At 62.3% G+C, this 26,226-nt stretch carries 25 protein-coding genes; 14 read left to right on the forward strand and 11 right to left on the reverse strand.

The window, feature by feature from the left end:
• Nucleotides 1-10 precede the first annotated feature (10 nt).
• The 6 genes from QYE47_RS09340 to QYE47_RS09365 form a co-directional block, all read right to left on the reverse strand.
• Entirely contained in the window at nucleotides 11-1,693 is a 1,683-nt protein-coding gene (locus tag QYE47_RS09340) for a bifunctional metallophosphatase/5'-nucleotidase (protein WP_301158942.1), read from the reverse strand.
• 90 nt (nucleotides 1,694-1,783) lie between these two features.
• Nucleotides 1,784-2,839 (reverse strand): AbrB family transcriptional regulator, encoded by a 1,056-nt coding sequence (locus QYE47_RS09345; RefSeq protein ID WP_070384314.1) that lies wholly within the window; start codon nucleotides 2,837-2,839, stop codon nucleotides 1,784-1,786.
• Entirely contained in the window at nucleotides 2,832-4,346 is a 1,515-nt protein-coding gene (locus tag QYE47_RS09350) for a tripartite tricarboxylate transporter permease (RefSeq protein WP_019436557.1), read from the reverse strand. The genes QYE47_RS09345 and QYE47_RS09350 overlap by 8 nt, the downstream gene beginning before the upstream one ends.
• Nucleotide 4,347: 1 nt before the next feature.
• On the reverse strand, nucleotides 4,348-4,806 hold the full coding sequence (locus QYE47_RS09355) for a tripartite tricarboxylate transporter TctB family protein (RefSeq protein ID WP_017147937.1): 459 nt from the start codon (nucleotides 4,804-4,806) through the stop codon (nucleotides 4,348-4,350).
• Between the two features lie 198 nt (nucleotides 4,807-5,004).
• Nucleotides 5,005-5,985, reverse strand: a complete 981-nt coding sequence (locus tag QYE47_RS09360) for a tripartite tricarboxylate transporter substrate binding protein (protein ID WP_003252023.1) — start codon at nucleotides 5,983-5,985, stop codon at nucleotides 5,005-5,007.
• A 46-nt stretch (nucleotides 5,986-6,031) separates the two neighbouring features.
• On the reverse strand, nucleotides 6,032-7,321 hold the full coding sequence (locus tag QYE47_RS09365) for an OprD family porin (RefSeq protein ID WP_070384313.1): 1,290 nt from the start codon (nucleotides 7,319-7,321) through the stop codon (nucleotides 6,032-6,034).
• 200 nt (nucleotides 7,322-7,521) lie between these two features.
• Here QYE47_RS09365 and QYE47_RS09370 point away from each other — a divergent pair, with 200 nt between their 5' ends.
• Complete coding sequence (locus tag QYE47_RS09370) at nucleotides 7,522-8,193, forward strand: response regulator (RefSeq protein WP_010952527.1); 672 nt, start codon at nucleotides 7,522-7,524, stop codon at nucleotides 8,191-8,193.
• Nucleotides 8,186-9,565, forward strand: coding sequence for a sensor histidine kinase (locus QYE47_RS09375; RefSeq protein WP_014592221.1), 1,380 nt, complete (start codon nucleotides 8,186-8,188; stop codon nucleotides 9,563-9,565). Before QYE47_RS09370 ends, QYE47_RS09375 begins: the two co-directional genes overlap by 8 nt.
• 65 nt (nucleotides 9,566-9,630) lie before the next feature.
• Here the strand turns inward: QYE47_RS09375 and QYE47_RS09380 are convergent, their stop codons facing one another.
• Together QYE47_RS09380 and QYE47_RS09385 are read right to left on the reverse strand one after the other, a co-directional pair.
• On the reverse strand, nucleotides 9,631-10,437 hold the full coding sequence (locus QYE47_RS09380; RefSeq protein ID WP_026031798.1) for an HDOD domain-containing protein: 807 nt from the start codon (nucleotides 10,435-10,437) through the stop codon (nucleotides 9,631-9,633).
• Nucleotides 10,438-10,492: 55 nt separating this feature from the next.
• On the reverse strand, nucleotides 10,493-11,434 hold the full coding sequence (locus QYE47_RS09385) for a folate-binding protein YgfZ (RefSeq protein WP_019436555.1): 942 nt from the start codon (nucleotides 11,432-11,434) through the stop codon (nucleotides 10,493-10,495).
• 133 nt (nucleotides 11,435-11,567) lie between these two features.
• Here QYE47_RS09385 and QYE47_RS09390 point away from each other — a divergent pair, with 133 nt between their 5' ends.
• Nucleotides 11,568-11,822, forward strand: coding sequence for a succinate dehydrogenase assembly factor 2 (locus tag QYE47_RS09390; protein ID WP_003252043.1), 255 nt, complete (start codon nucleotides 11,568-11,570; stop codon nucleotides 11,820-11,822).
• Nucleotides 11,806-12,264 (forward strand): protein YgfX, encoded by a 459-nt coding sequence (locus QYE47_RS09395; protein WP_301158943.1) that lies wholly within the window; start codon nucleotides 11,806-11,808, stop codon nucleotides 12,262-12,264. Before QYE47_RS09390 ends, QYE47_RS09395 begins: the two co-directional genes overlap by 17 nt.
• A 118-nt stretch (nucleotides 12,265-12,382) precedes the next feature.
• On the opposite strand, the gene nadB is transcribed toward QYE47_RS09395, so the two are convergent.
• Complete coding sequence (gene nadB / locus QYE47_RS09400) at nucleotides 12,383-13,987, reverse strand: L-aspartate oxidase (RefSeq protein ID WP_019436554.1); 1,605 nt, start codon at nucleotides 13,985-13,987, stop codon at nucleotides 12,383-12,385.
• A 434-nt stretch (nucleotides 13,988-14,421) separates the two neighbouring features.
• Here nadB and rpoE point away from each other — a divergent pair, with 434 nt between their 5' ends.
• From rpoE to pdxJ, 10 genes are all read left to right on the forward strand, one after another.
• Nucleotides 14,422-15,003: an RNA polymerase sigma factor RpoE gene (gene rpoE, locus QYE47_RS09405; protein WP_003252049.1), complete on the forward strand. Its 582-nt coding sequence runs from the start codon at nucleotides 14,422-14,424 to the stop codon at nucleotides 15,001-15,003.
• Nucleotides 15,004-15,036: 33 nt separating this feature from the next.
• On the forward strand, nucleotides 15,037-15,627 hold the full coding sequence (locus QYE47_RS09410; protein WP_070384312.1) for a sigma-E factor negative regulatory protein: 591 nt from the start codon (nucleotides 15,037-15,039) through the stop codon (nucleotides 15,625-15,627).
• Between the two features lie 12 nt (nucleotides 15,628-15,639).
• Entirely contained in the window at nucleotides 15,640-16,605 is a 966-nt protein-coding gene (locus QYE47_RS09415) for a MucB/RseB C-terminal domain-containing protein (RefSeq protein ID WP_014592215.1), read from the forward strand.
• 176 nt (nucleotides 16,606-16,781) lie between these two features.
• Nucleotides 16,782-18,215 (forward strand): DegQ family serine endoprotease, encoded by a 1,434-nt coding sequence (locus QYE47_RS09420; protein ID WP_019436553.1) that lies wholly within the window; start codon nucleotides 16,782-16,784, stop codon nucleotides 18,213-18,215.
• Nucleotides 18,216-18,395: 180 nt separating this feature from the next.
• On the forward strand, nucleotides 18,396-20,195 hold the full coding sequence (lepA, locus tag QYE47_RS09425) for a translation elongation factor 4 (protein ID WP_010952535.1): 1,800 nt from the start codon (nucleotides 18,396-18,398) through the stop codon (nucleotides 20,193-20,195).
• Nucleotides 20,196-20,200: 5 nt separating this feature from the next.
• The gene (lepB, locus tag QYE47_RS09430; protein WP_003252057.1) at nucleotides 20,201-21,055 is read left to right on the forward strand and encodes a signal peptidase I; all 855 of its coding nucleotides are present in this window, start codon (nucleotides 20,201-20,203) and stop codon (nucleotides 21,053-21,055) included.
• A gap of 163 nt (nucleotides 21,056-21,218) precedes the next feature.
• Nucleotides 21,219-21,908 carry a ribonuclease III gene (gene rnc / locus QYE47_RS09435; protein ID WP_003252059.1) on the forward strand — a complete coding sequence of 230 codons (690 nt, stop codon included), beginning with the start codon at nucleotides 21,219-21,221 and terminating at the stop codon, nucleotides 21,906-21,908.
• On the forward strand, nucleotides 21,901-22,803 hold the full coding sequence (gene era, locus QYE47_RS09440; RefSeq protein WP_003252061.1) for a GTPase Era: 903 nt from the start codon (nucleotides 21,901-21,903) through the stop codon (nucleotides 22,801-22,803). The genes rnc and era overlap by 8 nt, the downstream gene beginning before the upstream one ends.
• Nucleotides 22,804-22,972: 169 nt before the next feature.
• Nucleotides 22,973-23,656 carry a DNA repair protein RecO gene (recO, locus tag QYE47_RS09445; protein ID WP_014592213.1) on the forward strand — a complete coding sequence of 228 codons (684 nt, stop codon included), beginning with the start codon at nucleotides 22,973-22,975 and terminating at the stop codon, nucleotides 23,654-23,656.
• Between the two features lie 43 nt (nucleotides 23,657-23,699).
• On the forward strand, nucleotides 23,700-24,440 hold the full coding sequence (gene pdxJ, locus QYE47_RS09450) for a pyridoxine 5'-phosphate synthase (protein ID WP_014592212.1): 741 nt from the start codon (nucleotides 23,700-23,702) through the stop codon (nucleotides 24,438-24,440).
• A gap of 52 nt (nucleotides 24,441-24,492) precedes the next feature.
• Here the strand turns inward: pdxJ and cmoB are convergent, their stop codons facing one another.
• Together cmoB and cmoA are read right to left on the reverse strand one after the other, a co-directional pair.
• Nucleotides 24,493-25,449 (reverse strand): tRNA 5-methoxyuridine(34)/uridine 5-oxyacetic acid(34) synthase CmoB, encoded by a 957-nt coding sequence (cmoB, locus tag QYE47_RS09455; RefSeq protein ID WP_070384311.1) that lies wholly within the window; start codon nucleotides 25,447-25,449, stop codon nucleotides 24,493-24,495.
• Entirely contained in the window at nucleotides 25,446-26,189 is a 744-nt protein-coding gene (gene cmoA / locus QYE47_RS09460) for a carboxy-S-adenosyl-L-methionine synthase CmoA (protein WP_014592210.1), read from the reverse strand. The genes cmoB and cmoA overlap by 4 nt, the downstream gene beginning before the upstream one ends.
• Nucleotides 26,190-26,226 lie beyond the last annotated feature (37 nt).

A 26,226-nucleotide genomic window follows, 5' to 3' on the forward strand; every position in this document is an offset into this window, starting at 1 on the left:
ACGCAATCGCTCAGGGCGTCATGCTGATGCGCGGCTCGCTGCGCTGGCCAATGGCAATCCCCCGCTCATGGTTTTGGCGCACGTATTCCACCAAGGCTTCAAGGTCGGTGATGCCGGTGTCCTGGCGTCGCCTTCCTTCTTTGAAAGTGGCCAAGCCACCGCCTCCATCGGCCAGGAAAAGGTTGCTGACGACGCGATAATGGGTCAACGGCTCAACGGGTTTGCCGTGAAGACGCACACTCCCCTCGACGACACGGCTGCCGACAGGCCGTGAACCATCCCACTCATAATGAAAACCCTTCGATACTTGCAGCGGATTGAAACTGCCCCTGTTCCATTGAAGGTTGAGCAGTTCGGTAATCTGCTTGCCTGTCAGTTCCTGAACCACCAGTGGGTTATTGAAAGGTTGTACGGCGAATAATTGTTCGTAGGTCAGGTCGCTATCGGCAGGCTGGATAAGATCACTGCGCAGCCCACCCAGGTTGAGAAAGGCAACTTGTGTCTGAAACGCTTGGGTCATGGCCAATTGGGCATCCGTGACCAGGTTCCCCAAGGTTGTTTCACCGGCGGCATTTTCTTTGCGGTCAAGTTCTGTCGTCGAGATGCGTCCTATGGGTTCGAGCAACTTTTCCCCGGACCGCTGACGCACTTCCTCCAGCAAGCTCGTCAACTTGGCATTCGGCATGTAGTTCTGTGGGTCAGCAGGAATATTGCGGGCGGTGATGTTCGTGACGTGATGGGTGCCTGGCGTTACCTGCAACTTCAACTGAGTCAGGAAGTGGCCGTACTTGCCAGCCTGAGTGATGCTCAAGTCACCCACCTTGCATTGATAGCTGGCATGCGAGTGGCCGCTGATGACGGCATCTACCGCAGGATCCAGCCGCTTCGCCACGTCGACGATCGTGCCACTCAGCTGGCTGCAATCCTGCGTGTCGAACGGCTCGGCGGTATCCCCTCCCTGGTGCATGACCGCAATGATTGCATTCACACCCTTGGCCCGGAGCTCTGGAATCACGTCATTGATGGCTTGCGCTTCATCTGTGGCTTTGAGCCCTGCGAATGCTCTGGCCGAGACCACTTTTTCCATGTTGCGCGGCACTGCACCGACGAACGCTATCTTGACCCCTTTTACCTGCTGAATGTGATAGGCCGGTAGCAAGCGCTCGCCCGTGCTGGTATCGATCAGGTTGGACGCTATGTAAGGGAAGCCACTTCCTGGATAATTGCCGCGAAACTTGCAGGCCTTTTCAGGGCGCGTTGACTCGCATCCTCCTTGGATCTGACGAAGAAACTCGGCCTTGCCTGCATCCAGTTCGTGGTTCCCGGATGCGCTGGCAATCATGCCCATCGCGTTCAAGGCCTCAAGCACAGGCTCGTCAGCCCACAGCGCAGAAATGGCGGGGCTGCCCCTTATCAAGTCGCCTGCCCCGATGAACAGCAGATCGGGGTCCTGCGTTCGCAGTTCATCGAGCATGGCGCCGAGTGTGGCGATGCCGCCGTAGGTCAGGCGGGTAGCGCCTTGCGCGCCGGCGTAGTCCTGGGGGTTGGGTTCCAGGTAGCCGTGAAGATCATTGATAGCCACGACGTTGATCTGGACGGGGGCAGGTGGTTCTGCGGCAAGGCTGCCTGCGCTGATGGCAAGGCATGCCCAGGCAATAGCCGAGCGATAGTTGCAAGAAAGACGGACTTTCATCATTACCTCTTGAATGCCGGGAAGTGTGGGTTTGCTGGCGATCAGGGCAGCAATCCGACTCTATTCACCCGGGCATTGGGCAAGTGGTAACTATCTATCTTCAGGGTACTTGCAGCTCGAATGCCTGTTGTCCCACAACCGGAAGAGCGGTTCTGCCAGAAACAACACCAGGATCAGGCGCATCACCTGCAGCGCCGTCACCAGCGGCACTGACAATTGCAACGTTTCGGCCGTGAGGCTCATTTCGGCGATTCCGCCAGGCATCATCCCCAGTGTCAGCGAACGCAAGTCCAGTGCAGTCATCATGCTCAGCACCCACGCGGCACTGGCGGCAATCGCCATGCACAACGCCGTGGCCATCAAGGTGCGCCCCAGGAACGACGGTGCGCGGCGGAAGAACGCGCGGTTGAAGTGGCAGGCAAGGCCGCTGCCGATGAGCCACTGGCCGATCTGGCTGGCGCCATTGGGCAGGGCGATCTGCAGGTTGCCGGCCAGGCTGACCGTAGCCGCTACCAGCAATGGCCCGAACAGCCAGGGGTTGGGCTGGCGCAAGCGCTGCCAGAGCAAGGCAACGGCAACGCCCAAGGGCGCAATCAATGCCAGCCAGCCCCAGCTCACGCTACCGGTGTGGTTCAGTGGTACCCCGTCACCCAGCAGAAACTTGAACAGCGCCGGCACGCACAGCACCACTGCCAGCACACGCAAGCTCTGTGCTGCCGCCACCTGGCTGAGCACCGCGCCATTGCGCGCCCCAAGGTTGACCATCTCTCCCGAACCGCCAGGCATGCTGGCGAAGAACGCGGTGGCGCGGTCTTCGCCGGTTCGCCGCAGCAGCCATACGCTGATCACGCTGGACAGGGTGGTGAACAACGCACCGAAGAAGATCAGCGCGAAATGGCTGGCCACCTGCTCGATCACCGCGGGGGTGAAGTGCAGGCCAATACCGATGCCGATGATCCACTGCCCGTACTTGCGGCCGTTGGGGATTTCCGACAGCTGCCAACGCGTCAGGCAGCGCACCAGGATGATCGCCAGCAATGAGCCGACCATCCATGGCAAAGGCCAGCCGACCTTGCTGGCGGCAAAACCGCCAGCAAGGCCGACCAGCCCGGTCGCGACGAACAATGGCAACGACCGATCAGGCATCGGCCAGGGCCCGGCGCTGCAGGCTGCGTTTGCGCCAGATGCGCAGCAGCGGCAGGGCGAGCATTACCACTACCAGCGCCCAGATGCCCATGCTGATCGGGCTCGACCAGAGGATGCCCAGTTCACCGTTGGAGATCGACAGCGCCCGACGCAGGTTCTGCTCCATCAGCCCGCCGAGGATGAAGCCCAGCAGAATCGGCGACAGTGGGAAGTCCAGCTTGCGCATGATGTAGCCCATGATGCCGATGCCGACCATCAGGAACAGGTCGAAGGTAGTGGCATGCACGGCGTAAACGCCGATCGCGGTGATGATGGCGATCACCGGCACCAGCGCCCAGTTTGGCACGGCGAGGATGCGGGTGAAGATGCGGATCATCGGGATGTTGAGGATCACCAGCATGATGTTGGCGACGAACAGCGAGGCGATCAGGCCCCAGACGATATCTGGCTGCTGTTCGAACAGCAGTGGGCCAGGGGTGATGTTGTACAGGGTCAGGGCGCCGATCATCACGGCCGTGGTGCCAGAGCCCGGTACGCCCAGGGTCAGCATCGGGACAAGGGCGCCACAGCAGGACGCACCAATGGCAGTTTCCGGCGCTGCCAGGCCGCGGGCATCGCCTTTGCCGAACTTGCCGCTTTCACCGGCCATGCGTTTCTCGGTCATGTAGGCCACGGCGCTGGCCAGCGTTGCGCCGGCGCCGGGTAGAACACCCATGATGAAACCGAGCAGGCCGCAACGGATGTTGACCAGGAACACCGAGGCCGCTTCCTTGAAGTTGAACAGCATACGGCCGGTAGCCTTGACCGCCTGGTGGCCATGGTGGGTCTTCTCCAGCAGCAGGAGGATTTCGCTGACGGAGAACAGGCCCAGCACGAGCACCACGAACTGAATACCGTCGGCCAGGTGCACGCTGTCACCGGTGAAGCGGTAAACGCCGCTGTTGGCGTCGATGCCGACCGCCGACAGGAACAAGCCGATGAGTGCTGCAATGAAGGTTTTCAGTGGTTTGTCACCGGCCATGCCACCCAGCGCGACGATGGCGAACACCATCAGCACAAAGTACTCCGCCGGGCCGAAGGCGATGGCCCATTTCGCCAGCAGCGGGGCGAACAGCACCATGCCGCAGGTGGCAATGAAGGCGCCGATGAACGAACTCCAGGCCGACAGCGACAGGGCAACACCGGCCAGGCCCTGGCGGGCCATCGGGTAACCATCGAGGGTGGTCATGACGGTCGAGGCTTCGCCCGGGATGTTCAGCAGGATCGAGCTGATACGCCCGCCATATTCGCAGCCCAGGTACACCGCGGCCAGCAGGATCAGCGCCGATTCCGGCGGCAGGCCGAGGGCAAAGGCGATGGGGATCAGCAGGGCCACGCCGTTGATCGGGCCCAGGCCCGGCAGCAAGCCGACCACGGTGCCGATCAAGGTGCCGGAGAGGGCGGTGACCAGGTTGTAGGGGGACAGGGCAATGCCGAAGCCCTGGCCCAGGTAGCTCAAGGTATCCATGTCAGTTCTCCAGTACGCTCAGCAGGCCAAGGGGCAGGGGCACGTCCATCACGCGGTCGAACAGCCAGTAGAGGAAAATGCTCATGCCGGCCACCACAATGGCGCTTTGCAGCCAGCGGCCACCGTACAGCCGAGCCATGGGCAGGCCGACCAGGATGGCGCTGAGGATGAAGCCGAGCGCTTCGAAAGTGGCGGCGAAGACGATCAGCAGGCCGACACAGGCGGTGATCTTGATCAGGGTCTCGCGGTCCAGTTCCGGTTCGTCATCCTTGCGCACGATGGGCGTTGGGCGGAACACCAGGTACAGCAGGCCCAGCCCCATCAGGCCGAGCACCAGCAGCGGGTAAGCGCGCGGGCCCACCGGTTCATAGGAGAATGCAGCCTGATAGGGCCAGGCCATCACGGCCAGGGCGGCACACACCGCCAGCAGGGCCAGGGCGAAAATGCGTTGAAGGATCATTGGGGAATCCTCGTTGGGATTGCTCAAGTGAGATGCAAATCCTGTGGGAGCGGCCTTGCGTCGCGATCGGGCGCGAAGCGGCCGCTAAATCTGCCGATGCGATCTGTCCGAAGCATCGTATCGGCTGTGCCAGGGGCCGCTTCGCGCCCGATCGCGACACAAGGCCGCTCCCACAGGGGGGGAGTGAGTCCGACAGGCTTACTGGATCAGGCCGAATTCCTTGGCCAGTGCCTTGTAGTCAGCCACTTGCTTCTTCACATAGCCGTCCAGCTCTTCGCCGGTCATGGCGAACGGGAACAGCTCGCGCTGGTCTCGCAGCTTGGCGAAGTCCTCGGAGGCCAGCATCTTGTCGAACGAGGCCTTCCACCAGGCGTAGTCCTCGTCGCTCACTTTTGGCCCCAGGTAGAAGCCGCGCACCACCGGCCAGACGATGTCGTAGCCCTGCTCCTTGGCAGTAGGGATGTCTTTCATTTCCGGCTCGTCCAGGCGGTTTTCAGAGAACACCGCGAGGATGCGCATGTTGCCGCTCTGGATGTGCGGCATGGAGTCGGAAATGTCGGTAGAACCGACCTGGATGTGGCCGCCCAGCAATGCCGTGGCGATTTCGCCGCCGCCCTCCAGGGCCACGTAGCGCAGGTCGCGCGGGTTTATGCCTGCGGCCTTGGCGATCAACGCGGTCTGCATCCAGTCCTGGCTGCCGACGGTACCGCCGGAACCGATCACGACCTTGCTCGGGTCTTTCTTCAGCGCTGCGACCAGGTCATCAAGAGTCTTGTAGGGCGAGTCGCTCTTCACTGCGATGGCACCGTAGCTGGTGCCGACGGCAGCCAGCCATTTCACCGCGTTTTCGTCGAAACGGCCGAATTTGCCCTGGGCCAGGTTAAGCAGTGAGCCGCTGGACCAGGCCACCAGCGTGCCGGCGTCTGCCGGGCGCTGGGCGACCACGGCGTTGTATGCGACCGCGCCGACACCGCCGGGCATGTAGGTGACGCGCATCGGCTTGCTGAGGATCTTTTCTTGTACCAGTGCGCTTTGCACCAGCTTGCAGGTCAGGTCGAAGCCACCGCCAGGGGAGGCGGGGGCGATGCATTCGGGGCGTTTCGGTTCTGCAGCGAGGGCGTTGCCGGCCAACAGCAGGCAGCCGGTAGCGAGGACGAGGCGGCGCAGTGAAAAGGTCATCGTCGATCTCCGTGAGTGTTGTTGTTATCGGATTACCGCTATGGGGTTACCACAGCGCCACGCTGTAGCTGACCAACAGCCTCACTTCATCCGCGTCACGGGCGAAGTTGGAGCGGAAGGTGGCGTTGCGCAGACGCACGGCGACGTTCTTCAACGGGCCGCTTTGTACCACGTACTTCAGTTCGGTGTTGCGTTCCCACTCTTTGCCTTCGCCACCGGCAGCACGGCTGACGTTGTCACCGCTGATGTAACGGGTCATGAAGGTCAGGCCCGGTACGCCGAGCGCGGCGAAGTTGTAGTCGTAGCGCGCCTGCCAGGAGCGTTCGTCGGCCCCGGCGAAGTCATTGATCTGGACGAAGTTGACCAGGTACGGGTCGGCGCCATCCACATACGGGAAGGCACTTTCGCCGGACAACTGCTGCCAGGCGGCGCTGACCTTGTGCCCGCCCAGGGCATAGCTGAGCATGCCGTTCACGGTGGTGTTGTCGATGTTGCCGGCCTTGGCTGCACCGGCGTCGTCGCTCATGGCAAGGCGCAGGTCGGCACCCAGGGTGCCCGGGCCCCATGGCTGTGTGGCGACCATGCCGATGAAGTGCTGGCGGTAAATATCGTCGAGCTGGGCGAAGTGGTAGCTGCCGGTGATGCGATCGGTGAACTGGTAGTCGAGCCCGCCCAGCGCCAGATTGTCAGCGCTGAAACTGCCACCGAAGCGGCCGTTCTTGTTGTTCAGCGCCAGGTCTTCCCAGTTGGTGTCGTTGCGGTCCTTGGCTTTGTCTATGCGGCCACCAGTGAAGGTCAGGCCCTTGATCTCCTTGGAGGTGAGCAGGCCGCCCTCGAAGGTTTGCGGCAGGATACGCCCGTCGTTGGGTTGCAGGGTTGGCAGTTCGGGGATCAGGGTGCCGATCTTGAGTTCAGTCTGGGAGATCTTCACCTTGCCGGTCAGGCCCAGCTTGGAGTATTCGTCAGCAGCCTTGCCGTCATCGTGGGTCGGCAGCAGGCCGCTGTCGGTACGGTCGGGGCTGGAGTCGAGCTTGATGCCGAGCATGCCCAATGCATCCAGGCCAAAGCCCACGGTGCCATCGGTGTAGCCAGACTCGAAATTGAGGATGAAGCCCTGGGCCCATTCATCGCGCTTGGATTGCTGCGCGCTGGTGCCGTCGCGGAAGTCGCGGTTGAAGTACATGTTGCGGGTTTCGAAGGTGGCCGTGCTGTCTTCGAAGAAGGCGGCCTGGCTCATCGGGGCGACACCGGCAAGCGCGAGGGCGCTGGCGATGGCCGAGGGGCGTGCGGTAAAGGAACGGGTAGGCGCGAACGCCTGCGGCTGCAATGACAGCATCGTCGATGACTCCGTTTATTGTTCTTATTCGTTGCACCTTGCTGGTGCTTTTTTCGGCGCGAAGGGCGACCGTGGTGCGATGCTAGGCAACGAACCTTTCGCTAACCTTTCAGCGTGAAAGGTTTGTCACGAGGGGCTTCACAGGCGTGGTGACAGCGGTACACTCCGCGCCACCGTCCCACCCGAGCAGGGAGAATCCGATGCGTGTGCTACTGGTCGAAGACCACCTGCAACTGGCCGAAAGCGTGGCCCTGGCCTTGAAAAGCCATGGCCTGACCGTGGATGTGCTGCATGACGGCGTGGCTGCCGACCTGGCGCTGGCCAGTGAGGAATACGCCGTGGCCGTGCTGGATGTCGGCCTGCCGCGCATGGACGGCTTTGAGGTACTGGCGCGCTTGCGAGGTCGCGGCAAGACCTTGCCGGTGCTGATGCTGACTGCGCGCAGTGACGTCAAGGACCGGGTCCATGGCCTGAACCTGGGCGCCGACGATTATCTGGCCAAGCCGTTTGAGCTGACCGAGCTGGAGGCGCGGGTCAAGGCCTTGCTGCGCCGCAGTGTGCTCGGTGGCGAGCGCCAGCAACGCTGTGGGCCGCTGGTGTATGACCTGGACACCCGGCGCTTCACCCTCGGTGACGACAACCTGACGCTGACCTCGCGCGAGCAGAGCGTGCTGGAAGCGCTGATCGCTCGCCCGGGCCGGGTGATGAGCAAGGAGCAGCTGGCTGCCCAGGTGTTTGGCCTGGACGAAGAGGCCAGCCCTGACGCCATCGAAATCTACATTCACCGGCTGCGCAAGAAGCTCGACGGGCACCCTGTGGCCATCGTCACCTTCCGCGGTCTGGGTTATTTGCTTGAGCACCGCGATGCGTGACAACGGCAGCCTGCGCGGGCGCTTGCTGGGTAATTTGGCGCTGTTGCTGGTGGTGCTGATGCTGGCCAGCGGCCTTAGCGCCTACTGGAATGGCCGCGAGGCCGCCGACACCGCCTACGACCGCACCCTGCTGGCTTCGGCGAGAACCATCGCCGCGGGCCTGTCGCAGCGCGATGGTTCGTTGAGCGCGGATGTGCCTTACGTGGCGCTGGACACGTTCGCCTATGACAGTGCGGGGCGCATTTACTATCAGGTGCTGGATATCAAGCAAAGGCTGATTTCTGGCTACGAGAACCTGCCGCCACCGCCGCCAGGCACGCCACGCACCGATGACTATCCGGCACTGGCACGGTTCTACAACGCCACTTACCTGGGCCAGGACGTTCGTGTGGTCAGCCTGCTGAAGCCGGTCAGCGAGCCGAACATGAACGGTATGGCAGAAATTCGCGTAGCCGAAACCGAGGAAGCGCGGGTGCGCATGGCCCGAGGGTTGATGGCCGATACCCTGCTGCGCCTGGGCATGCTGGCACTGGGGGCGTTGGTGATGGTGTGGTTTGCCGTGAGTGCCGCGTTGCGCCCGTTGGAGCGCCTGCGCACAGCGGTGGAGGAACGTCAGCCGGACGACTTGCGAGCGTTGCCGGTGGTACAGGTACAGCGCGAGCTGGGCCCGCTGGTGCGCGCCTTGAACCACTTTACCGAGCGCTTGCGCGGCCAGTTCGAGCGCCAGGCGCAGTTCATTGCCGACGCGGCCCACGAACTGCGAACGCCGCTGGCGGCGTTGAAGGCACGTGTCGAGCTGGGCTTGCGCTCGGCCGAGCCGCAGGAGTGGCGGCAGACCTTGGAGTCTGCCGCCCAGGGCACCGACAGGCTGACCCACCTGGCCAACCAGCTGTTGTCGCTGGCGCGGGTCGAGAATGGCGCACGGGCGATTGCTGAAGGCGGTGCGCAGCGTCTGGACTTGAGCCAGCTGGCCCGCGAGCTGGGCATGGCCATGGCGCCTTTGGCGCACAAGCGCGGGGTGGCGTTGGCGCTGGAGGCCGAGGCGCCGGTGTGGCTGAAGGGGGAGCCGACATTGCTCAACGAGTTGTTGAGCAACCTGGTGGACAATGCCTTGGCGCATACGCCAGCGGGTGGCAATGTGATTTTGCGGGTAATGGCGCCGGCAGTGCTGGAAGTGGAAGACGACGGGCCAGGTATTCCCGAGGCCGAGCGCGAACGGGTGTTCGAGCGGTTCTACCGGCGAAGTGCGCAGGGCAGTGGGTTAGGGCTGGCGATCGTTGGCGAGATCTGTCGGGCGCACCTGGCGCAGGTGAGCCTGCATGATGGCGAGAAGGGCGGGTTGCGGGTGCGGGTGAGTTTTATTGCGGATTGAGGGTTTGCCTGGGTCGGCCCTTTCGCGGGCTCACCTGCGAAAGGGCCCTGGCAGGCTGTTACAGCTCAGCGCAACATGCTCCGCGCCTCTAGCAGTTCATCGACCTCCAGCTCGGTGCCAAACGGCAGCCCCAGATGGCGGTAAGCCGGCAGCGCAGCCAAGGGACGGTGGCGCCCGCGCTGACTGATGCAGCGGGCGATCTGCACGATGTCGATGTAATCGATCTTGTCAGTCTGGCGGTCCAGGTCATGAACCTGGCTCGGCAGGTTGACCAACTGCTCCGGAAACTCCCAGGCCTTGAGGATCTTGTCCCCCAGCACCGGCTGGAGTTGCTCGATCACGTAATGCAGGCAAACCGGGTCGGACAACAGTTCGTTGTGCTCTTCGGCATAGATGAGTACCGGCAGCGCGCCAATCTGGTTGACCAGCCCACCCAAGGTGGCCTGGTCAGGCTTGAGAGGTGTAAAGCGGCGGCAGATTTCGTAGCTGATGCCCGCCACTTCCAGGCTACTGGCCCAGATATCGCGCAGTTTCTGCTCGACGGCCGACGAGCGGGCATGAAAAATCTGCTCGATCACCAGGCCGATGGCCAGGTTGCAGCTGTAGTTGATGCCTAGCCGTGTGATGGCGGTATGCAGGTCGGTCACTTCGACCGCAGCACGCAGCAGTGGGCTGTTGACGACTTTGATCAGGCGCGCTGACAGGGCCGCGTCGCGGCCAATCACCTTGCTCAGGGCCGCTACGCTGATCTCGCTGTCTTCCGCTGCTTCACGGATGCTCAAGGCAACCTCGGGCAGGGTTGGCAGGACCAGGTCATCCTTTTCGATGGCGTCAAGCAATTGTGCTTGAACCAACTCGGCCAGCTTGTTCATGGGCATGTCTACCGCAGTGGTGGTGCGGCCCCGCCACAGGGGTGGGGCAGGCTGGTCAGCGCTGGATTTCCCGGTCGCGGTCCAGTTCGTAAGGCAGGGTCAGCACCTGCAGGCGCGGGCCTTCGAGGCTGCCCAGGTGCAGGTTGCCGTCTTCCACTGCCTCGGCGCTGAGCACCGCGAGCAGTTCGCAGCCCGTGCCGTTGCCGGCAGCAATGACCACTTCACCGACCGACGACCCATGGGTGGGTGAGAAAATCTCGGCGCCCGGGGCCGGAATGGCCTGCTGGTCCAGGGCCAGGCGGTACTGGCGGCGCTTGAGTTTGCCCAGGTACTGCATGCGGGCGACGATTTCCTGGCCGGTGTAGCAGCCTTTCTTGAAGCTGACGCCGTCGACGGCCTGCAGGTTGATCATCTGCGGGATGAACAGTTCACGGGTCGGGCCCATGACCTGGCCGATACCTGCGCGAATCTGGCCCAGCAGCCAGTCGTTTAGCGTGCCTTCGGGCAGCGCTGCGGCAAGGGCCTGGCGTACAGGCTCGGCGTCAGCCGCCGGCACCCACAGCTCAACCCGGCCGGCGGACACGGCGATCGCGATCAGCCCGTCATGGCGCACGGTGCTACCGGCGGCTGCGGGCACGAAAAGCCCCAGCGCCTGCAGTGCAGCGTCGCCACCTTGCAGGCCGAAGCGTGCCCATGCGGTGCTTTCGTCGGTCAGCGTGGCCTTGGAGAACACGGCGTATTTTTTCAGGTCGGCCAGTTGCGCGTCGAGCAGTTCACTGGCCATGGCCAGCAAGTAGCCGTTGCCTTCGGGCACTATGCGGAAGCTCGACTGCATGCGCCCCTTGACCATGCAGCGGGCGCCGAGGCTGGCGTGTTCCTGGCTGAGGTAGTTGATGTTGCAGGTCAGCTGGCCTTGCAGGAACTTGCCTGCATCGGAGCCGCGGACGGCGAGGATGCCCTCGTGGGACAGGGGGCAGAAGAAAGCGGAATCGGCCATGGGTCATCGCGGTGGCTAAAGACTGGCGGCCATCATAGAACGCCGGTAACAAAATAGGTAGGTGACTAGACCAACGCCCGGTGTCGCTTCGCGCGCCTGGCTGTATACTGGCGGCCCATTCGAGGAGGGCCCCATGGTCGAACAAACTGAACTCAACCGGCTTTTCTGGCACAGCCGCCGCGGCATGCTGGAACTGGACGTACTGCTGGTGCCTTTCACCCAGGAAGTCTACCCCACCCTCAATGAGACCGACCGTGAACTGTACGTGCGTCTCTTGAGCTGCGAGGATCAGGACATGTTCGGCTGGTTCATGGAGCGCACCGAGTCCGAAGACCCGGAACTGCAGCGCATGGTCCGCATCATTCTGGACCGTGTCCAGCCCAAGTGAGTGCTTCGAGTGCCGCTGGCAAGGCTCGCGCCTGCTGCTGGTGGCCTACCTGGCTTGTCAGGTACTGGCGTGGCTTGCCGTGTGGGCGAGCCCGCTGCCCGGGTGGCTGACCTTTTCGGTTGTCGCCGCCTGCACGGCCCACGCTGGCTGGGCCATTCCCCGACGTATCCTGTTGACCCATGGGCATGCTGTTGTCGGCCTGCGCCGTGATGTGCGGGGCTGGCAGGTATTCAGCCGTGCCTATGGGTGGCAGTCAGTGCGCTTGTGCCGGGACAGCGTGGCTTTGCCTGGGCTGGTGGTGTTGCGCTTTGAGCGGGCGGGGCGGTGGTTGGGGCAGAGCCAGTGCGTACCGCGGGATGCGCTGGGGCCGGATGAGCATCGGCGATTGCGCGTGCGATTGAAGTTCAGCCGGCGGCGCTGGGCTGCGGTGAGCCGGGCATAGATCAGGATCGGGTCAGTTTCTTCTTGGGCTCGCCCGCACCCACAGGTACTGCGCAATGCTGCACGGCAGTTAACCCCCTGTGGGAGCGGGCGAGCACGCGAAGGCCGCGACGCCCTTTTCAGAGCGGGCTGAGGATGGTGTCCTTGGCCTCGTCCAGCATCCCTGGATAGTCCAGTGTGTAATGCAACCCTCGGCTTTCCTTGCGCTGCATGGCGGACAGGATCATCAGTTCGGCCACTTGCGCCAGGTTGCGCAGCTCGATCAGGTCACGGCTGACCTTGTAGTTGCTGTAGAACTCGTCGATTTCATCCAGCAGCAGGCGAATGCGGTGCTGGGCCCGCTGCAGGCGCTTGCTGGTGCGCACGATGCCGACGTAGTCCCACATGAAGCGCCGCAGTTCGTCCCAGTTGTGCGCAATGATCACGTCCTCGTCCGAGTCGGTCACCTGGCTGGCGTCCCAGCCGGGCAAGGCTTTGGGCATGGCCACTTGCCCCAGGTGCGCCTGGATGTCGGCAGCGGCGGCGCGTCCGTACACAAAACATTCCAGCAGCGAGTTGCTGGCCATGCGGTTGGCGCCGTGCAGGCCGGTGAAACTGGTTTCGCCGATGGCATACAGGCCAGGTACGTCGGTGTGGCCGCAGTCGTCGACCATCACCCCGCCGCAGGTGTAATGCGCCGCTGGTACCACCGGGATCGGCTGGCGGGTGATATCGATGCCAAAGGCCAGGCAGCGCTCGTACACGGTGGGGAAGTGGCTCTTGATGAAATCTGCGGGTTTGTGAGTGATGTCCAGGTATACGCAGTCCACGCCCAGGCGCTTCATCTCGTGGTCGATGGCGCGGGCCACGATGTCCCGTGGGGCCAGCTCTTCGCGTGGGTCGAAGCGTGGCATGAAGCGTTCGCCGTTGGGCAGGCGCAGCAGGGCGCCCTCGCCGCGCAGGGCTTCGGTGATCAGGAAACTCTTGGCCTGCGGGTGATACAGGCAGGTCGGGTGGAACTGGTTGAATTCCAGGTTCGCCACCCGGCAACCGGCCCGCCAGGCCATGGCGATACCGTCGCCGCAGGCACCATCAGGGTTGCTGGTATAGAGGTAAACCTTGGCCGCACCGCCAGTGGCCAGCACGGTGAAGCGCGCGCCGAAGGTGTCTACCTCGCCGGTGTTGCGGTCGAGCACGTAGGCGCCCAGGCAGCGTTCGCCGGGCAGGCCCAGGCGGCGTTCAGTGATCAGGTCGACCGCCACCCGCTGCTCCAGCAGCTGGATGTTCGGGCGCTGGCGAGCCTGTTCCAGCAGCGTGGTGAAGATTGCCGCGCCGGTAGCGTCGGCGGCGTGGATGATGCGCCGGTGGCTGTGGCCCCCTTCACGGGTGAGGTGGAACTCGAAGCCGCCATCGTCGACGCTGTAGTGCTCATCGCGGGTGAAGGGCACGCCTTGCTCGATCAGCCACTGGATCGCTTCGCGGCTGTGCTCGACGGTAAAGCGCACTGCGTCTTCATGGCACAGCCCGCCGCCGGCATTGAGGGTGTCCTCGACATGCGACTGCACAGTATCGGTGTTGTCCAGCACTGCAGCGACGCCGCCCTGGGCCCAGAAGGTCGAGCCGTTGGCCAGGTCGCCCTTGCTCAGCACGGCAACGCGAAGGTGGCTGGGAAGGTTAAGTGCCAGGCTGAGACCGGCGGCACCGCTGCCGATCACCAGGACATCATGTTGGAATTGTTGGCTCATGTCGGGACACTAGTAATCTTTGGGAGGGGCACGGCACAATGGTCACGCGCGGATGGCATTGTGAAACTATCGTTAAACGTGTCGGGATGTCTTTATAGCAGCCCCGGGTGGCCCATTTCCATGCTACCTGCCAGGTTGCGACAACCTTTGTGGGAACTTTCCGACATGGCCGGAAATCCTATGAAGGCTGCCCGTACGCCACAATTTGCCGCGGCGACGCAGGGCGGCAGGCCTTTCCAGGCTTACCCCTGTGTATTTGAAACCTGATTATCGACGTAGCCGGCCGTGACCGCGCCGCGTCTTCCGTGCAAGCCGACCAAGGGCTGCAGGAAACTTGCTTGGAGGGGAGAACTTTTGCGCAAAGCCCGAGTCTATGGTTGCAAGCCTGAACGATGGCTGATGCAACGCTCCTTCGAGTTCACTGAGGAGTGTTCATGCTAACCCAGGAAGAGGATCAGCAGCTTGTCGAGCGCGTTCAGCGCGGCGACAGGCGAGCTTTCGATCTGTTGGTGCTGAAGTATCAGCACAAGATTCTCGGGTTGATCGTGCGGTTTGTCCACGATACCCACGAGGCCCAGGATGTAGCACAGGAAGCCTTCATCAAGGCCTACCGTGCGCTTGGCAACTTCCGCGGCGACAGTGCGTTTTATACGTGGCTGTACCGCATCGCCATCAACACGGCGAAGAACTACCTGGTGTCCCGTGGAAGACGGCCGCCAGACAGTGATGTGAGCTCCGAGGATGCGGAGTTTTACGACGGCGATCATGGCCTCAAGGATCTCGAGTCCCCAGAGCGCTCGTTGTTGCGGGATGAAATCGAAGGCACTGTCCATCGCACCATCCAGCAACTGCCCGAAGACCTGCGTACTGCATTGACGCTACGCGAGTTCGACGGGCTGAGTTACGAAGACATTGCCAGTGTCATGCAATGTCCGGTGGGTACCGTGCGCTCTCGAATCTTCCGCGCTCGGGAGGCCATAGATAAAGCCCTGCAGCCGTTGTTGCAGGAAACCTGAGACAGCGGCGACAGCGCCAAGAGAGGAACCGCCATGAGTCGTGAAGCTTTGCAGGAATCGCTGTCCGCGGTGATGGATAACGAAGCGGATGAACTGGAACTGCGTCGGGTGTTGAACGCCGTCGACGACGCCGAAACCCGTGCCACCTGGTCGCGTTACCAGGTTGCCCGTGCAGCCATGCACAAGGAGCTGCTGCTGCCTAACCTGGATATCGCCTCTGCGGTGTCCGCGGCGCTGGCCGACGAAGCCGTGCCAGCCAAGGTCAGGAAAGGCCCTTGGCGCAGCATTGGCCGTCTGGCGGTAGCCGCCTCGGTTACTGTCGCGGTACTGGCCGGTGTGCGTATGTACAACCAGGACGAGATCACGGGTGCAGAGCTTGCTGCCCAGCAGCCTGTCCAGCAGGGCCTGAGTGTGCCACAAGCGCAAGGCCCGGCCGTTTTGGCAGGCTATAGTGAAAGCAGTGAGCAACCGACCGGGCCAATGGCCAATGGCGTGCTGCAGAACCAGGCCGGCTGGGATCAGCGTCTGCCAGGCTACCTGCGCCAGCATGCCCAGGAATCTGCGCTCAAGGGCACTGAAACCGCCTTGCCGTATGCCCGCGCCGCCAGCCTGGAAAACCGTTAAGTAAGGAGGATCATGCGCGCGCTACCTCTCTTGTCGCTGCTGATTGGCAGCTGCATGACGGTGCCAGCATTGGCGGCCAATTCTTCGCCTGAGGCGAGTGAGTGGCTGAACAAGCTGGCACAGGCCGAGCAAAAACAGAGCTATCAAGGTTCGTTCGTCTACGAACGCAACGGCAGTTTCTCCTCCCACGACATCTGGCACAGGGTCGACGACGGCAAAGTCAGCGAGCGGCTGTTGCAGCTTGATGGCGCCGCCCAGGAAATCGTGCGCGTGGATGGCAAGGTGGAGTGTGTCAGCGGGGCCTTGGCCAGCGGTGTCACGGCGCCGCCGGATACTGCACCGCGTGTGCTTGATCCGCTGAAACTGATGGGTTGGTACAATTTGAGTGTGGCAGGCAAGTCACGGGTCGCCGGGCGCGATGCCGTGATCATTACGCTCACGCCACGCGACCAGCATCGCTATGCATTCGAATTGCATCTGGACCGTCACTCGGGTTTGCCGCTGCGTTCGTTGATGCTCAACGACAAGGGGCAGTTGCTGGAACGCTTCCAGATGACCCGTCTCGATACCGATGAAATACCCAGCGACGCAGACTTGCGCCCAGGTGCCGCCTGCAAGCCAGTGCAGCATGTGGCAGCCGGCAGCAATGATACCGTCGCGGGTTGGCGTTCGGACTGGCTGCCACCCGGTTTCGAGCTGGTCAACAGCTCGGTACGCCGTGATCCCAAGCGCAACAGTTCGGTCAGCAGCCTGATGTATGACGACGGCCTGGCGCGTTTTTCGGTGTTCATCGAGCAAGTGAGCGATGATGGCGGCACCGACATGCGCACCCAGCTAGGCCCGACCTCGGCAGTCTCGCGTCGCCTGAATACACCCAAGGGCAAAGTGATGGTGACCGTAGTTGGCGAAGTTCCGCTGGGTACGGCAGAACGCGTCGCCCTGTCGATGCGCCCCCAGGATGCCCAGGCGCGCCAGTAATGGCGCGCTTTTGCGTGCCGAGCCAAGGCAGGTGGGCATACGCCTGAAATGAAATTAAAGCATTGTCATTTGCAATCCATCGGCAAATTTTCTATAGGTCAGGCTTTGAAGAGCCTGGCCTTTTCTGCGTTGTGCAGGGGTCTTTCCAAACTACCGCTCGTTGTGACGGGAGTCGTATGTCAATACCACGCTTGAAATCCTACCTAATGATGTTCGCCGCTGTGCTGATGCTCGGCCAAGTACTCACCGCCCAGGCCGAGGAAGCCCTGCCGGACTTCACCACCCTGGTGGAGCAGGCTTCGCCGGCGGTGGTCAACATCAGTACCAAGCAGAAACTGCCTGACCGCCGGATCGCCGCAAACCAGATGCCGGATCTGGAAGGCCTGCCGCCGATGTTCCGCGAGTTCTTCGAGCGCAACATGCCCCAGCAGCCGCGTTCGCCGCGCGGCGACCGCCAGCGCGAGGCGCAGTCGCTGGGCTCGGGCTTCATCATTTCCAGTGATGGCTACGTGCTCACCAATAACCATGTAGTGGCCGATGCCGACGAGATCATCGTCCGCCTGTCGGACCGCAGCGAGCTGCAGGCCAAGCTGGTCGGTACTGACCCGCGCACTGACGTGGCGCTGCTGAAAGTCGAGGGCAAGAACCTGCCGACGGTGAAGCTGGGTGACTCCGAGAAGCTCAAGGTGGGCGAGTGGGTGCTGGCCATCGGTTCGCCGTTCGGCTTCGACCATTCGGTGACCAAAGGTATCGTCAGCGCCAAGGGCCGGACCCTGCCCAATGACACCTACGTACCGTTCATCCAGACCGACGTGGCCATCAACCCGGGTAACTCCGGCGGCCCGCTGTTCAACATGAAAGGCGAAGTGGTGGGGATCAACTCGCAGATCTTCACCCGTTCTGGCGGTTTCATGGGCCTGTCGTTCGCCATCCCGATCGATGTGGCGATCGATGTCTCCAACCAGCTGAAGAAAGACGGCAAGGTCAGCCGCGGCTGGCTGGGCGTGGTGATTCAGGAGGTCAACAAGGACCTGGCTGAATCGTTCGGCCTGGACAAGCCGGCGGGCGCCCTGGTGGCCCAGGTGCTGGAAAACGGCCCGGCAGCCAAAGGCGGCCTGCAGGTGGGCGACGTGATCCTTAGCATGAACGGCCAGCCAATCGTCATGTCGGCCGATCTGCCGCACTTGGTAGGCGGCCTCAAGGATGGCGAGAAGGCCAAGCTGGAAATCATTCGCAATGGCAAGCGCCAGAACCTGGACATCAGCGTCGGCGCGCTGCCGGATGACGACGTTGACATTGGCGCTGGCACCGAAGGCAGCGCCGAGCGCAGCAGCAACCGCCTGGGTGTCTCGGTCGCCGACCTGACCGCCGAGCAGAAAAAATCCCTGGAGCTCAAAGGTGGTGTGGTCATCAAGGAAGTGCAGGATGGTCCGGCAGCCATGATCGGCTTGCGCCCGGGTGATGTCATCAGCCATCTGAACAACCAGGCCATCGGTTCGGCCAAGGAATTCACCGAAATTGCCAAGGAACTGCCGAAGAACCGTTCCGTGTCGATGCGCGTACTGCGTCAGGGCCGTGCCAGCTTCATCACCTTCAAGCTTGCTGAATAAGCGGTTTCGCAAGGCGAAAGGGCAGCTTCGGCTGCCCTTTTTCATGAATATTCACAATTGCGGGAATGATTGCTGTGTACAGTCGGACAGAGGAATCTCCCATAACCCAGCAGCTTAAGGTACAATTCCCGGCTATTTTTCGGCGGGCGTCCGGCTCGCAGCCTTTTCGAGTGTTGACCCGTGAGTGATTTGAGTCATATCCGCAATTTCTCCATCATCGCCCACATCGACCATGGCAAGTCGACGCTGGCTGACCGTTTCATCCAGATGTGCGGTGGCCTGTCGGCGCGCGAGATGGAAGCCCAGGTGCTCGATTCCATGGACCTGGAGCGTGAGCGCGGTATCACCATCAAGGCCCACAGCGTCACGCTTCACTACAAGGCGCAGGACGGCAAGACCTACCAGCTGAACTTCATCGACACGCCCGGCCACGTCGACTTCACCTACGAAGTCTCGCGCTCGCTGGCGGCCTGTGAGGGGGCACTGCTGGTGGTTGACGCCGGCCAGGGCGTGGAGGCCCAGTCCGTAGCCAACTGCTACACCGCCATCGAGCAGGGCCTGGAGGTCATGCCGGTCCTGAACAAGATGGACCTGCCCCAGGCCGACCCGGACCGTGTCAAGGACGAGATCGAGAAGATCATCGGTATCGACGCCACCGACGCCGTGGCCTGCAGCGCCAAGAGCGGCATGGGCGTGGACGAGGTGCTCGAGCGCCTGGTGCACACCATCCCCGCGCCAGAAGGTGAGATCGATGCACCGCTGCAAGCGCTGATCATCGACTCCTGGTTCGACAATTACCTGGGTGTGGTCTCGCTGGTGCGCGTGCGCCAGGGCCGCGTCAAGAAAGGCGACAAGATCCTGGTCAAGTCCACTGGCAAGGTGCACCTGGTCGACAGCGTCGGTGTCTTCACCCCGAAACACACCCAGACTGCTGATCTGAAAGCCGGCGAAGTAGGCTTCATCATCGCCAGCATCAAGGACATCCACGGTGCCCCGGTTGGCGACACCCTGACCCTGTCCTCGACCCCTGAAGTCGAGGTGTTGCCAGGCTTCAAGAAGATCCAGCCGCAGGTCTATGCCGGCCTGTTCCCGGTCAGTTCCGACGACTTCGAGGATTTCCGCGACGCTCTGCAGAAGCTGACCCTGAACGACTCCTCGCTGCAGTACATGCCGGAAAGCTCCGACGCGCTGGGCTTTGGCTTCCGTTGCGGTTTCCTGGGCATGTTGCACATGGAGATCATCCAGGAGCGCCTGGAGCGCGAATACGACCTGGACCTGATCACCACCGCACCCAGCGTGATCTACGAGCTGGAGTTGAAAACTGGCGAAACCATCGTCGTCGACAACCCGTCCAAGCTTCCGGACGTTTCGGCTGTAGCCGACTTCCGCGAGCCGATCGTCACCGCGACCATCCTGGTTCCGCAGGAGCACCTGGGCAACGTCATCACCCTGTGCATCGAGAAGCGTGGCGTACAGCGCGACATGCAGTTCCTCGGCAGCCAGGTGCAGGTGCGTTACGACATGCCGATGAACGAAGTGGTGCTCGATTTCTTCGACCGCCTCAAATCCACCAGCCGCGGCTATGCTTCGCTGGATTATCATTTCGATCGCTACCAGTCGGCCAACCTGGTCAAGCTGGACGTGCTGATCAACGGCGACAAGGTCGATGCCCTGGCATTGATCGTGCACCGCGACAACGCGGCCTACAAAGGCCGTGCGTTGACCGAGAAGATGAAGGAACTGATCCCTCGGCAGATGTTCGACGTAGCGATCCAGGCAGCCATTGGCGGCCAGATCATTGCGCGGACAACCGTCAAGGCGCTCAGAAAGAACGTACTGGCCAAGTGCTACGGCGGTGACGTCAGCCGTAAGAAGAAGCTGCTGGAGAAGCAGAAGGCCGGTAAGAAACGCATGAAACAGGTGGGCAATGTGGAAATTCCACAAGAAGCCTTCCTCGCCGTGCTCAGGTTGGATAGCTAGGTCCTATGTCGCTAAATTTCCCGCTGTTGCTGGTCATCGCCGTCTTCATCTGCGGTCTGCTGGGCTTGATCGACCTGCTGTTCCTGGCCCCGCGCCGGCGTGCGGCAATCGCCAACTATCAGGGCAGCGTCAGCCAGCCTGAGATGGCGGTGGTCGAACGGCTGAACAAGGAGCCGTTGCTGGTCGAGTACGGCAAGTCGTTCTTCCCGGTGCTGTTCATCGTGCTGGTGCTGCGTTCGTTCCTGGTCGAGCCGTTCCAGATTCCTTCGGGATCGATGAAACCGACCCTGGAAGTGGGCGACTTCATCCTGGTGAACAAATTCTCGTACGGCATTCGCCTGCCGGTGATCGACAAGAAGGTCATCGAGGTCGGTGACCCGCAACGCGGGGATGTGATGGTGTTCCGTTACCCGAGCGACCCGAATGTCAACTACATCAAGCGTGTGGTTGGCCTGCCGGGCGACGTGGTCCGCTACACCAACGACAAGCGGCTGTTCGTCAACGGCCAGCCCGTTGCCGAACAACTGGTGGGCAGCGAGCCGGGTACCCTGGGCAGTGCTCAGCTGTACAAGGAAAAGCTCGGCGCGGCCGAACACCTGATCCGCAAGGAAATGAGCCGTTATCGCATGCCGCCGGACCAGCAGTGGACCGTACCTGCGGGCCATTACTTCATGATGGGCGACAACCGCGACAACTCCAACGATAGCCGTTTCTGGGATGACCCGAACATTCCCAAGGAACTGCACGGCATGGTTCCGGACCGGAACATTGTCGGCAAGGCCTTCGCGGTGTGGATGAGCTGGCCAGAGCCCAAACTCAGCCACTTGCCCAACCTGTCGCGGGTTGGCCTGATCCATTGATACCCATCGGCGCTGTCCAGCAGACAGCGCCGAATGCATTTCTGACATAGGCTGTGTTCTCAGGGATCGGGAGATTCGCCGCAAATCGATCGGCGGACCACAGCCAAACAGTCTTTCAGGATGTTGATTTGAACAACGCGTTGAACAACGATCGGGTGGCCGCATGAGTGCTTCCCTTGCCGGTCTGGAGCGAAAGCTCGGTTACACCTTCAAGAACCAGGACCAGATGCTCCTGGCGCTGACCCATCGCAGTTACGCCGGGCGCAACAATGAGCGCCTGGAGTTCCTCGGTGACGCCATTCTCAACTTCGTTGCCGGCGAAGCGCTGTTCGAGCGTTTTCCGCAGGCCCGCGAAGGCCAGTTGTCGCGGCTGCGTGCGCGGTTGGTCAAGGGTGAGACCCTGGCCCGTCTGGCCCGTGGTTTTGACCTGGGCGATTACCTGCGCCTGGGTTCTGGAGAACTAAAGAGCGGCGGCTTTCGCCGCGAGTCGATCCTGGCCGACGCCCTGGAGGCACTGATTGGTGCCATCTACCTGGACGCCGACATGGACACCGCCCGGGAGCGCATCCTGGCCTGGCTGGCCGATGAGTTCGAAGGCCTGACACTGGTCGACACCAATAAAGATCCGAAAACCCGCCTGCAAGAGTTCCTGCAGTCGCGCAGCTGTGAGCTGCCGCGTTACGAAGTCGTGGATATCCAGGGTGAACCACACTGCCGGACCTTCTTCGTCGAATGCGAAGTGGTACTGCTGAACAACAAGAGCCGTGGTCAAGGCGTTAGCCGGCGTATTGCCGAGCAAGTCGCCGCCGCGTCTGCACTGATCGCCCTGGGCGTGGAGAATGGCAATGACTGATAGCAACCCGACCCGCTGCGGCTACGTAGCCATTGTCGGCCGTCCCAACGTCGGCAAGTCGACCCTGCTCAACCACATCCTGGGCCAGAAGCTGGCGATTACCTCGCGCAAGCCGCAGACCACCCGCCACAACATGCTCGGCATCAAGACCGAAGGTGATGTGCAGGCCATCTACGTCGATACCCCCGGTATGCACAAGGCCAACGACAAGGCCCTGAACCGTTACATGAACCGCAACGCCTCCGCTGCCCTCAAGGACGTCGACGTGGTTATCTTCGTGGTCGACCGTACCAAGTGGACCGACGAGGACCAACTGGTTCTGGAGCGCGTGCAGTATGTCACCGGCCCGCTGATCATCGCGGTCAACAAGACCGACCGCATGGAAGAGAAAGCCGAGCTGATCCCGCACCTGCAGTGGCTGCAAGAGCAACTGCCGAACGCCGAGGTGATGCCGATTTCCGCACAGCAGGGGCACAACCTTGAAGCGCTGGAAGCACAGATCGCCAAGCACCTGCCCGAGAACGATCATTTCTTCCCCGAAGACCAGATCACCGACCGTAGCAGCCGCTTCCTGGCCGCTGAACTGGTACGCGAGAAGATCATGCGTCAGCTGGGCGCGGAGTTGCCGTACCAGATCACCGTGGAGATCGAGGAGTTCAAGCAGCAGGGCCATGTGCTGCACATTCACGCGTTGATCCTGGTTGAACGCGATGGCCAGAAGAAAATCATCATTGGTGACAAGGGCGAGCGCATCAAGCGCATCGGTTCCGAGGCGCGCAAGGACATGGAAGTGCTGTTCGATTCCAAGGTCATGCTCAACCTGTGGGTCAAGGTAAAGGGCGGCTGGTCCGACGACGAGCGCGCACTGCGTTCGCTGGGCTACGGCGACCTGTAAGCCGCGCGCTGGTCCCTGTAGGAGCGGCCTTGTGTCGCGTTAGGGCTGCGCAGCAGCCCCGGCGATTTATGCTGCGAAGCTAAAAATCTGGGGCCGCTTTGCGGCCCTTTTCGCGACACAAGGCCGCTCCCACAAGGGCCGGTGCAACTTTAGGCGCGAGTGATTTTTAATGGAACAACCTGTCGGCCAGCCAGCCTACGTACTGCACAGCCGTGCCTACAAGGAAACCAGCGCGCTGGTAGATTTCTTCACCCCGCAGGGCCGCATGCGTGCCGTGTTGCGTCGCGCGCGGGGTAAGGGCGGTAGTCTGGTGCGACCGTTCGTGTCGCTGGAGGTGGAGCTGCGTGGGCGTGGCGAACTGAAGAATGTCAGCCGCATGGACAGCACCGGCATCGCCGCCTGGCTTCACGGCGATGCGCTGTTCAGCGGGCTGTACCTCAATGAGCTGCTGATGCGCCTGTTGCCTGCCGAAGCGCCGTTCCCGGCCCTGTTCGAGCACTACACCTTGACCTTGCAGGCACTGAGCGCCGGTCGACCGCTGGAACCCCTGCTGCGCTCGTTCGAATGGCGGCTGCTGGACGAACTCGGTTATGCGTTTTCCTTGCACCATGACGTCAACGAGCAGCCCATTGCCGCCGATGGCCTGTACCGCTTGCGCGTTGACGCCGGCCTGGAGCGTGTTGAGCTGGCGCAGCCCGGCCTGTTCCGTGGCACCGAACTGCTGGCCCTGGCCCAAACCGACTGGGATGCCCCTGGCGCCTTGCTTGCCGCGAAGCGGCTGATGCGCCAGGCACTGGCAGTTCACCTGGGGGCAAAACCGCTGGTCAGCCGGGAACTGTTTCGCAAGCGCTGATCAGGACGTATGCTGTTGGGCTCAATCCTCAGGAGAGCCTTTCGTGACTCACAGCAACCGCATGCTTCTTGGCGTCAACATCGACCACGTGGCGACCCTGCGCCAGGCCCGTGGCACGCGCTACCCTGACCCGGTCAAGGCTGCCCTGGACGCCGAGGAAGCAGGCGCCGATGGCATCACCGTGCACCTGCGCGAAGACCGCCGGCACATCCAGGAGCGTGACGTCGTGCTGCTCAAGGATGTACTGCAGACCCGCATGAACTTCGAGATGGGCGTCACCGAAGAGATGATGGCCTTTGCCGAAAAGATTCGGCCGGCGCACATCTGCCTGGTACCCGAAACCCGTCAGGAGCTGACCACCGAAGGTGGCCTGGACGTGGCAGGGCAGGAAGCGCGGATCAAGGCTGCAGTGGAACGGCTGGCGCGTACCGGTGCCGAGGTGTCGCTGTTCATCGACGCCGACGAACGGCAGATCGAGGCTTCGCGTCGGGTTGGTGCACCGGCCATCGAGCTGCACACCGGCCGTTATGCCGATGCCGAAACCCCCACCGATGTGGCTGAAGAGCTCAAGCGTATCGTCGAGGGTGTGGCGTTTGGCGTGGGGCAGGGGCTGATCGTCAATGCGGGTCACGGGCTGCACTACCACAACGTCGAGGCGGTAGCGGCGATCAAGGGTATCAATGAACTGAACATTGGTCATGCGCTGGTGGCGCATGCCCTGTTTGTCGGCTTCAAGGCTGCTGTGGCCGAAATGAAGGCGCTGATCGTGGCGGCTTCGCGCTGATTTGTCGGCTCCTCGCCGCAAGTGTATTCAGGCGCCCCTGCGGGCGCCTTTCTCATTTGCGCGCCAGCAGGGTGGCGCGGCGAGGGGCAGGCAGGCCTTCGACGGTCTTGCTGTGGTCGTTCGGGTCGAGGAAGTCGCTCAGTGACTGGTAGCGCATCCAATCGGTGCTGCGCTGCTCCTCGACGCTGGTCACGCTCACGTCGACGCAGCGCACATCGCTGAAGCCGGCACGGCGCAACCAGCGGGCCAGCGCCGGTACCGACGGCAGGTACCAGACGTTGCGCATCTGTGCGTAGCGGTCCTCAGGCACCAGCACCTGGTTTTCGTCGCCCTCGATAACCAGCGTTTCCAGCACCAGCTCGCCACCCTTGACCAGGCAGTCCTTGAGCGCCAGCAAGTGCTCGATGGGCGAGCGGCGGTGATAGAACACGCCCATGGAAAACACGGTATCGAAACCTTCCAGGTTGGCGGGCAGGTCTTCCAGGGCGAACGGCAGGTGCCAGGCCGGCAACTCCGGCAGGTATTGCTGCACGGCCTGGAACTGGCAGAAGAACAGCCAGTTGGGGTCGACGCCAATCACCATGTCTACGCCGGCGCCGAGCATGCGCCATTGGTAGTAGCCATTGCCACAGCCCACGTCGAGTACACGCTTGCCCTTGAGGTCCAGGTGCGGGCCGACCCGTGACCACTTCCAGTCCGAACGCCATTCGGTGTCAACGTGCACGCCGAACAGGTCGAACGGCCCTTTGCGCCAAGGCGACAGTCCCATCAGTGCCTGGCGCATCTGCGCGCGGGTGGCGTCGTCGCAGTCGCAATCCAGACGCAACCCGTTGACCAGGTCGATCTCACTGGGTTGCAGGGCGGGCAGGGCTTCCAGCGCCCCGCGCCAGCGGTCGAGGTCACCGTGACCCTTTTCCAGCTTGGCGTCCAGTTGTGCTTGCAGGCCTTGCGACCAGGAAGCCAGGGGCGTGCCCGTCAGGCGGCGGACGAGGGGAGACAGATCGATCATGGCAGGGCTATCAACGAGGCGAAGTTAAGGCATTGGAACCAAGGGACCACTTTCGAGAAGCCGGCTGCGCGTAGGCGTTCCTGGTGGGTTTCGAGTGTATCGGGCTTCATCACGTTTTCGATGGCGCTGCGCTTCTGGGCGATCTCCAGTTCGCTGTAGCCATTGGCCCGTTTGAAATCCAGGTGCAGTTCATTGAGCAGGTCCTGCTCTTGCTCATCGGCGAAGCGCAGCTTTTCCGACAGAATCAGCGCGCCGCCGGGCAGCAGCGCCTGGCGGATTCGCCCGAGCAGTTCAAGGCGCTGGTCAGGTGCGATGAACTGCAGGGTGAAGTTCATCGCCACTACCGAGGCGGGCTCGAAGGGCAGGGCAAGGATATCGGCTTCCAGCACGTGCACTGGCAGCAACTCCTGGAACATCGAATCCTGCGCAGTGAGGTACTGGCGGCAGCGCTCGACCATGGCGGCGGAGTTATCCACCGCGATTACCCTGCAGCCGTCGCTGCGCACATGGCGCCGCAGCGACTGGGTAACGGCACCCAGCGATGCACCCAGATCGTACAGTGCGGTGCCTGGCTGGGCGAACCGAGCGGCCAGAACCCCGAGGTTCTCGACAATGGTTGGGTAACCGGGCACCGAGCGCTTGATCATGTCCGGGAACACACGCACGACGTCTTCGTTGAAGACGAAGTCGGGCACCTGCTCCAGGGGTTGGGAGAAAAGGCGGTCGGGTTGTTTGCTCACGGCGAATCCAGGCGGCTGGTGATAGGCAGGGGGCGCA

This window comes from Pseudomonas sp. 2,4-D (genome assembly GCF_030418155.1).
Lineage (GTDB): Bacteria > Pseudomonadota > Gammaproteobacteria > Pseudomonadales > Pseudomonadaceae > Aquipseudomonas > Aquipseudomonas alloputida.

Excerpts from the sequence above, each read along its gene's own strand:
- QYE47_RS09340 (WP_301158942.1), bottom strand. The coding sequence starts at position 1,693 with ATGAAAGTCCGTCTTTCTTGCAACTATCGCTCGGCTATTGCCTGGGCA.
- QYE47_RS09345 (WP_070384314.1), bottom strand. The coding sequence starts at position 2,839 with ATGCCTGATCGGTCGTTGCCATTGTTCGTCGCGACCGGGCTGGTCGGC.
- QYE47_RS09350 (WP_019436557.1), bottom strand. The coding sequence starts at position 4,346 with ATGGATACCTTGAGCTACCTGGGCCAGGGCTTCGGCATTGCCCTGTCC.
- QYE47_RS09355 (WP_017147937.1), bottom strand. The coding sequence starts at position 4,806 with ATGATCCTTCAACGCATTTTCGCCCTGGCCCTGCTGGCGGTGTGTGCC.
- QYE47_RS09360 (WP_003252023.1), bottom strand. The coding sequence starts at position 5,985 with ATGACCTTTTCACTGCGCCGCCTCGTCCTCGCTACCGGCTGCCTGCTG.
- QYE47_RS09365 (WP_070384313.1), bottom strand. The coding sequence starts at position 7,321 with ATGCTGTCATTGCAGCCGCAGGCGTTCGCGCCTACCCGTTCCTTTACC.
- QYE47_RS09370 (WP_010952527.1), top strand. The coding sequence starts at position 7,522 with ATGCGTGTGCTACTGGTCGAAGACCACCTGCAACTGGCCGAAAGCGTG.
- QYE47_RS09375 (WP_014592221.1), top strand. The coding sequence starts at position 8,186 with ATGCGTGACAACGGCAGCCTGCGCGGGCGCTTGCTGGGTAATTTGGCG.
- QYE47_RS09380 (WP_026031798.1), bottom strand. The coding sequence starts at position 10,437 with ATGAACAAGCTGGCCGAGTTGGTTCAAGCACAATTGCTTGACGCCATC.
- QYE47_RS09385 (WP_019436555.1), bottom strand. The coding sequence starts at position 11,434 with ATGGCCGATTCCGCTTTCTTCTGCCCCCTGTCCCACGAGGGCATCCTC.
- QYE47_RS09390 (WP_003252043.1), top strand. The coding sequence starts at position 11,568 with ATGGTCGAACAAACTGAACTCAACCGGCTTTTCTGGCACAGCCGCCGC.
- nadB (WP_019436554.1), bottom strand. The coding sequence starts at position 13,987 with ATGAGCCAACAATTCCAACATGATGTCCTGGTGATCGGCAGCGGTGCC.
- rpoE (WP_003252049.1), top strand. The coding sequence starts at position 14,422 with ATGCTAACCCAGGAAGAGGATCAGCAGCTTGTCGAGCGCGTTCAGCGC.
- QYE47_RS09410 (WP_070384312.1), top strand. The coding sequence starts at position 15,037 with ATGAGTCGTGAAGCTTTGCAGGAATCGCTGTCCGCGGTGATGGATAAC.
- QYE47_RS09415 (WP_014592215.1), top strand. The coding sequence starts at position 15,640 with ATGCGCGCGCTACCTCTCTTGTCGCTGCTGATTGGCAGCTGCATGACG.
- QYE47_RS09420 (WP_019436553.1), top strand. The coding sequence starts at position 16,782 with ATGTCAATACCACGCTTGAAATCCTACCTAATGATGTTCGCCGCTGTG.
- lepB (WP_003252057.1), top strand. The coding sequence starts at position 20,201 with ATGTCGCTAAATTTCCCGCTGTTGCTGGTCATCGCCGTCTTCATCTGC.
- rnc (WP_003252059.1), top strand. The coding sequence starts at position 21,219 with ATGAGTGCTTCCCTTGCCGGTCTGGAGCGAAAGCTCGGTTACACCTTC.
- era (WP_003252061.1), top strand. The coding sequence starts at position 21,901 with ATGACTGATAGCAACCCGACCCGCTGCGGCTACGTAGCCATTGTCGGC.
- recO (WP_014592213.1), top strand. The coding sequence starts at position 22,973 with ATGGAACAACCTGTCGGCCAGCCAGCCTACGTACTGCACAGCCGTGCC.
- cmoB (WP_070384311.1), bottom strand. The coding sequence starts at position 25,449 with ATGATCGATCTGTCTCCCCTCGTCCGCCGCCTGACGGGCACGCCCCTG.